The organism is Anaeromyxobacter sp. PSR-1 (assembly GCF_000964525.1).
GTDB lineage: Bacteria > Myxococcota > Myxococcia > Myxococcales > Anaeromyxobacteraceae > Anaeromyxobacter.
This window is the reverse complement of the sequence record NZ_BAZG01000244.1, coordinates 1-5465: the sequence shown is the minus strand read 5'-3', so window position 1 is coordinate 5465 and position 5465 is coordinate 1. Positions and strand designations below refer to the sequence as shown.

Annotated in this window: 7 protein-coding genes; 2 read left to right on the top strand and 5 right to left on the bottom strand. The window is 75.4% G+C overall.

All coding sequences use genetic code 11. From position 1 onward, the window contains the following. The coding region (locus PSR1_RS21390) for a trypsin-like peptidase domain-containing protein (protein WP_059439388.1) at window positions 1-1252 on the top strand (1252 nt) is incomplete at its 5' end. 19 nt (window positions 1253-1271) lie between these two features. Beyond that, window positions 1272-1544 carry a DUF1844 domain-containing protein gene (locus PSR1_RS21385; RefSeq protein ID WP_059439387.1) on the top strand — a complete coding sequence of 91 codons (273 nt, stop codon included), beginning with the start codon at window positions 1272-1274 and terminating at the stop codon, window positions 1542-1544. Window positions 1545-1699: 155 nt separating this feature from the next. Here PSR1_RS21385 and PSR1_RS21380 read toward each other — a convergent pair whose 3' ends face one another. The 5 genes from PSR1_RS21380 to PSR1_RS21360 form a co-directional block, all read right to left on the bottom strand. After that, complete coding sequence (locus PSR1_RS21380; RefSeq protein ID WP_011419132.1) at window positions 1700-1972, bottom strand: hypothetical protein; 273 nt, start codon at window positions 1970-1972, stop codon at window positions 1700-1702. A gap of 52 nt (window positions 1973-2024) precedes the next feature. Beyond that, on the bottom strand, window positions 2025-2696 hold the full coding sequence (bioD, locus tag PSR1_RS21375) for a dethiobiotin synthase (protein ID WP_059439386.1): 672 nt from the start codon (window positions 2694-2696) through the stop codon (window positions 2025-2027). Further along, complete coding sequence (bioA, locus tag PSR1_RS21370) at window positions 2696-4069, bottom strand: adenosylmethionine--8-amino-7-oxononanoate transaminase (protein ID WP_059439385.1); 1374 nt, start codon at window positions 4067-4069, stop codon at window positions 2696-2698. The genes bioD and bioA overlap by 1 nt, the downstream gene beginning before the upstream one ends. A gap of 33 nt (window positions 4070-4102) precedes the next feature. Then, window positions 4103-4861, bottom strand: a complete 759-nt coding sequence (locus tag PSR1_RS21365) for an SGNH/GDSL hydrolase family protein (protein WP_059439384.1) — start codon at window positions 4859-4861, stop codon at window positions 4103-4105. An 81-nt stretch (window positions 4862-4942) separates the two neighbouring features. Next, window positions 4943-5465: DUF2059 domain-containing protein (locus PSR1_RS21360; protein ID WP_059439383.1), on the bottom strand; the 523-nt coding region annotated here is incomplete at its 5' end.

Genomic DNA, 5465 nt, shown 5'->3' with positions numbered 1-5465 from the left:
GATCGCCGTGGAGAAGGTGCGCGGCGCGGTGGTGAACGTCTCCGCCGAGGAGCTGGTCCGGATCCGCGTCCCCTCGCAGCCGCGCGGCGGCTCGATGGGCGACCTGCTGTTCGGCGACCTGTTCGAGCGGCCGCGCTACCGCAAGGGCTACGCGACCACCTCGCTCGGCTCGGGCGTGATCGTCTCGCCCGACGGCTACGTGCTCACCAACAACCACGTGGTGGAGCGCGGCGCCCGCTTCCGGGTGGGCCTGCTCGACGGCCGCGAGCTCATGGCCAAGGTGGTGGGCACCGATCCGTCGTCGGACCTCGCGGTGCTGAAGCTCGACACCCGCGAGAAGCTCCCCTACGTCACCACCGGCCGCTCCGACGACCTGCTCATCGGCGAGACGGTGATCGCCATCGGCAACCCGTTCGGCCTCGCCCACACCGTCACCACCGGCGTGGTCTCGGCGGTGCACCGCAACTTCAAGGCCGGCGACCGGATGATGTTCGACTTCATCCAGACCGACGCCTCCATCAACCCCGGCAACTCCGGCGGGCCGCTGCTCGACATCGACGGGCGGCTGGTGGGCGTGAACACCGCCATCCTGGGCGACCGCAGCGCCGGCATCGGCTTCGCGATCCCCATCGACCGGGCCCGCCGCATCGCCGAGGACCTCATCGCCCACGGCGAGGTGCGCGAGGGCTACCTCGGCATCTCGGTGGACGACCTGCCGCGCAAGGACGGGTCGGTGGACGGGGGCTCGGGCGGCGTGCGCGTCACCGGGGTGGACCCGGGGTCGCCCGGCGAGCGCGCCGGCGTGCGGACCGGCGACCTGGTCGAGGCGGTGGACGGGACGCCGCCGGGCAGCGCCGCGGAGCTCCTGTTCCGGCTGCGCGACCTCCCCATCGGCCGCGCCGCGCGGCTCGACCTCTCGCGGCGCGGCGCGCGCGTGCAGGCCACCGTCACCGCCGTCGAGCTGACCCCGCAGCGCGCCGCCGAGCTGGTGCAGCAGCGCGTGGGCCTGCGCGTCTCGGAGGAGCGCGTCTCCGGCGGCACGCTGGTGGTGGTGCGCAGCGTGGCCGGCCGCTCGCCCGCCGCCCAGGCCGGGCTGCAGCCGGGCGACCTCGTCCGCGAGGTGAACTCCGCGGAGGTCTCGTCGGTGGCCGGCTTCCAGCGCGCCGCCGCCCGGGCCCGCCGGGGCGGGCGGCTCGTGCTGCTCGTCCAGCGCGGCTACGCCTCCGAGCGCATCGCCTTCGACTTCGACTAGATCGCCCGGAGGATCGACCATGGCCGACGAGAAGCAGCCCGCGCCCATCGACTTCTACACGTTCGTGCTGTCGCTCGGCTCCTCGGCGTTCGTGCACCTCGGCGACGCGCCGCACCCGGAGACCGGCGAGCTCGCGGAGGCGAACCTGCTGCTCGCGAAGCAGACCATCGACATCCTGTCGATGCTGGCCGAGAAGACGAAGGGCAACCTCACCGACGAGGAGGCCCGCTTCCTCGAGAACCTCCTCACCGACCTGCGCCTGCGCTACGTGGCGAAGTCGAGCGCGCGGTAGCGTCCCTCGACTCCGCGCGGCCTTCAGGCCGCGCTACGCTCGGGATGAGCGGCCTTCCTCTGCCCGCTCACCCTGAGCGTGGGCCGGGCCGCAGCCCCGCCGGAGTCGAAGGGTCACCCTGGAGCGTGGCCGGAGCCCGCCGCCGTCGAAGGGCGCTACAGCCCCGCCTGCAGCATCGCCTCGGTGAGCCGGCGGATCAGCTCGCGGCGCAGCACGCGGCGGGTGCGCGAGAGCGCGTCGGGGTCGCGGCGCGCGCGGAGCGAGACCTGGCGGCGCGCCACCTCCACCACCCAGGCGATGCGGCGCGGGTCGAGGCGCGGCGTGCGCGAGCCCGCGGCGAGGAAGAACCCGAGGCCGCGCTCCTCGAGCACGGCGTGCAGCGCGCGGCGCGCGCGAGAGACGAGCGTGAGGTCGACGACGTTCGGCACGTCAGCGATCTAGGATCGATCTCGCGATCGATCCAATTTTCGCTCCAGGCGCTCAAAACTGGATCTTCGCCGCGAGGATGGATCCGAGGGCGCGCGCCCGGCGCGCGATATCGGGCTCCCACGGCAGCAGCGCGAGCGGTTCACGGTGGGTCAATCGCGCGATCTCGGCCGCGTTGAGCGACACCGAGGGATCGTCCTCCGGCCCGGTGCGGTTGAGCACGATCCCGGCGACGGCGAGGCCGCGCCGCTCCAGCGCCTCGACGGTGAGCGCGGTGTGGTTCACGGTCCCGAGCCCGGCGCGCGCCACCACCAGCACCGGCAGCCCGAGCGCCGCGGCCAGGTCGGCGTGGGTCTCGCGCGCGGTGAGCGGCACGAGCAGCCCGCCCGCCCCCTCCACCACCACCGCCGCGTGGCGCGCCGCGAGCGCGCGCGCCGCGTCCACCACCCGCGCCAGCGACACCTCGCGCCCCTCCAGCCGCGCCGCGGCCGCGGGCGCGAGCGGGGCCGCGAAGGTGTACGGGCAGATCGCCTCGAGCGGCTCGACGCCGCCCGACGCCTCGCGGAGCCGCTCCGCGTCGGACGGCTCGCCCGGCACGTGGCCCGACTGCGCCGGCTTCATGCCCACCGCGTCCACGCCGGCGGCGCGCGCGGCGCGGACGAGCGCGCAGGCCACCTCGGTCTTGCCCACCCCGGTGTCGGTGCCGGTGACGAACAGCCCGCGCACTAGAGCCTCGCGGTGGCCGCCTCGATGGCGGCGAGCGTGATCCCGGCCAGCCGCGTGAGCTCGGCCTCGGTCATGGCGAGCGGCGGCATGAGCACCACCACGTTCCCGAGCGGCCGGAGGATGGCGCCGAGCTTGCGCGCCTCGAGGATCACCCGGTGCCCGGCCTGCAGCTCGTACGCGTACTCCTCCTTCGTGCCCCGGTCGCGCACCAGCTCGATCCCGACCATCAGCCCGCGCTGGCGCACCTCGCCCACGTGCGCGAGCCGCGCGGCCGGCGCGAGCGCGCGGGCGAGCGCCGCCGCCTTCCCCGGCACCGCCGCGCCCACCCCGCGCTCGCGGAACAGCGTCATCGAGGCGGTCGCGGCGGCGCAGGCGAGCGGGTTGCCGGCGTAGGTGTGGCCGTGGAAGAAGGTCCGCTTCTCGGCGTGCTCGCCCAGGAACGACTCGAACACGTGCTCGGTGGTGACGGTGGCGGCGAGCGGCAGGTAGCCGCCGGTGAGCCCCTTCGCCATGGTGAGGAGGTCCGGGCGCACGCCCTCCTGCTCCACCGCGAAGGTCGTCCCGGTGCGCCCCCAGCCGGTCGCGACCTCGTCGCAGACCAGCAGCGCGCCGTGGCGATCGCAGAGCTCGCGCATGCGGCGCAGGTAGCCGGGCGGCTGGGTGATCATCCCGTCCGCGCCCTGCACGAGCGGCTCCATGACGAGCGCGGCGACCTTCCCCTCGCGCGCCTCGAGGATCCGCTCCACCTCGTCGGCGCAGGCCATCCCGCACCCCGGCAGCGCCTTCCCGAGCGGGCAGCGGTAGCAGTAGGGCTGCGGCGCGTGGTGCACCTCGAACAGCAGCGGCTTGAAGATGCGGTGGAACAGGTCGATGCCGCCCACCGAGACCGAGCCGATGGTGTCGCCGTGGTAGCCGCCGTGCAGCGCCACGAACTCGGTGCGGCGCTCGTCGCCGCGGAGCTGGTGGTGCTGGAACGCCATCTTGATGGCGATCTCCACCGCGGTGGCGCCCGCGTCGGAGAAGAACACGCGCGTCAGGCCGGGCGGCAGGTGGCGGACCAGCTCCTCGGCGCACTCGATGGACGCGGTGGAGGCGAGGCCGAGCAGGGTCGAGTGCGCCACGCGGTCGAGCTGCGCGCGCACCGCGGCGTCGAGCTCCGGGACCCGGTGGCCGTGCACGTTGCACCAGAGCGACGACACGCCGTCGAGGTAGCGGTTCCCGAGCGTGTCCACGAGGTAGACGCCCTCGGCCGCGTCCACGATGAGCGGCTCCTCGCGGAGCCAGTCCTTCATCTGCGTGAACGGGTGCCAGAGGTGCCGGTGGTCCGCCTCCCACAGCCGGCGGTGCCGCTCCAGGCGTTCGCGGTCGTCCATGGGCCGCGACCCTAGCGCACCGGCCCGGCGGCGTCACGGCCGCCCGGCCGCGGCCGGCGCGGGAGGCCGGCGGCCCTGCAGGCGCGCGCCGAGCGCCCGCTCCACCGGCCGCCAGAGCGCGTCGGTCCAGGCGTCGTAGCCGGCCGCCGACGGGTGGAAGCCGTCGGCGGCGAACACCGCGCCGGCGCCGAGCCGCTTCACCGTCCGTCGCGTCTCGCCGAACGCGTCCGCCACCAGGAACCCGTGCCGCTCCGCCACCCGCTCGATGGCGGCGTTGTACTGGTCGAGCCGGCGCGTCAGCGCCGCGGGCGCGCCGTTCGCGGACGGCGAGTCGCCCAGGTCGGGCAGGCTGGAGATCACCACCACCGCGCGCGTGTGCCGGAGGAAGTCCGCCACCACCTCGAGGTCGCGCGCGAAGTCGCGGAGCGGCCGCCCCTGCACGAGGTCGTTGATCCCGATCCCCACGGTGACGAGGCCGGGGCTCGCGTCGAGCGCGCGCGGGAGCTGGTCGCGGCGCAGGTCGGCCACGGTCGCGCCGGGGACGCCCAGGTTCACGAGCTTCACCGCGAGTCCCGCCCCCTCGAGCCGGCGGGCGAGGCGCGGCGGGTAGCCGCCGCCGGGGCCGCCGCCCTGCCCGGCGGCGGTGGAGTCGCCGAGCGCCACGTAGACGAGCGGCGCCGGCGCGGCGCGGGCGCCGCCGGCGGCGAGGAGGGCGCTCGCCGCGGTGAGGACGGCGAGCGCGACCGCCGGGCGCACGAGGCGCCCGGCGCGGACGGGGGTCGGCGGGGTCACGCGGTGAAGGTAGCCACCGCGGGCCGGCGCGGGAGCGGGGGAGCGCCCGGCCGCCCGCTCGGGTTCGCCCCCCGGGGGCGGCTACTTCTTCGGCTGCGCCGGCTTCGCGGGCGCGGCCTTGGCCGGCGCCTTCGCGCCACCCGCGGGCGGCTTCACGTCCTTCGCGAGCTTCTGCATGACCTGCGGCAGCTTCGGCTCGATCCGCTGCTGCGTCTCGATCGCCACCTTCTCCTGCACCTCGGGCATGGCCTTCAGCGTCTTCTGCCCGAGCGGCGACTTGTAGAACGCGAGCAGATCCTTCAGCTCGGCCTCGCCGTACGCGGCCGAGAGCTGGCGGGCGTGGATGTTCACGAGCTCCTCGTACGGGAGCAGCGCCTCGATCTCGGTGCGCGCCTTCGCCGGGAAGTCCTTCGGCATGCTCAGCTCGGAGCCGGGGTGGCCGCGGAACTGGCCGACGACGGACTGGGTGAGCCCGTCCATCCCGCGCTTCCACGTCTCCTGCGTGGCGAGCGTGCGCGCCAGGTCCATCGCGGCGGGCGACGGCTTCGCGGCGGGGGCCGCGGGGGCGGCGGGCGTGGCGGCGGGCTTGGCCGGCGCCGGCGCC

What these genes read in the sequence shown, in the direction of transcription:
- PSR1_RS21385 (WP_059439387.1), top strand. Translation starts at nt 1,272, where the DNA reads ATGGCCGACGAGAAGCAGCCCGCGCCCATCGACTTCTACACGTTCGTG.
- bioA (WP_059439385.1), bottom strand. Translation starts at nt 4,069, where the DNA reads ATGGACGACCGCGAACGCCTGGAGCGGCACCGCCGGCTGTGGGAGGCG.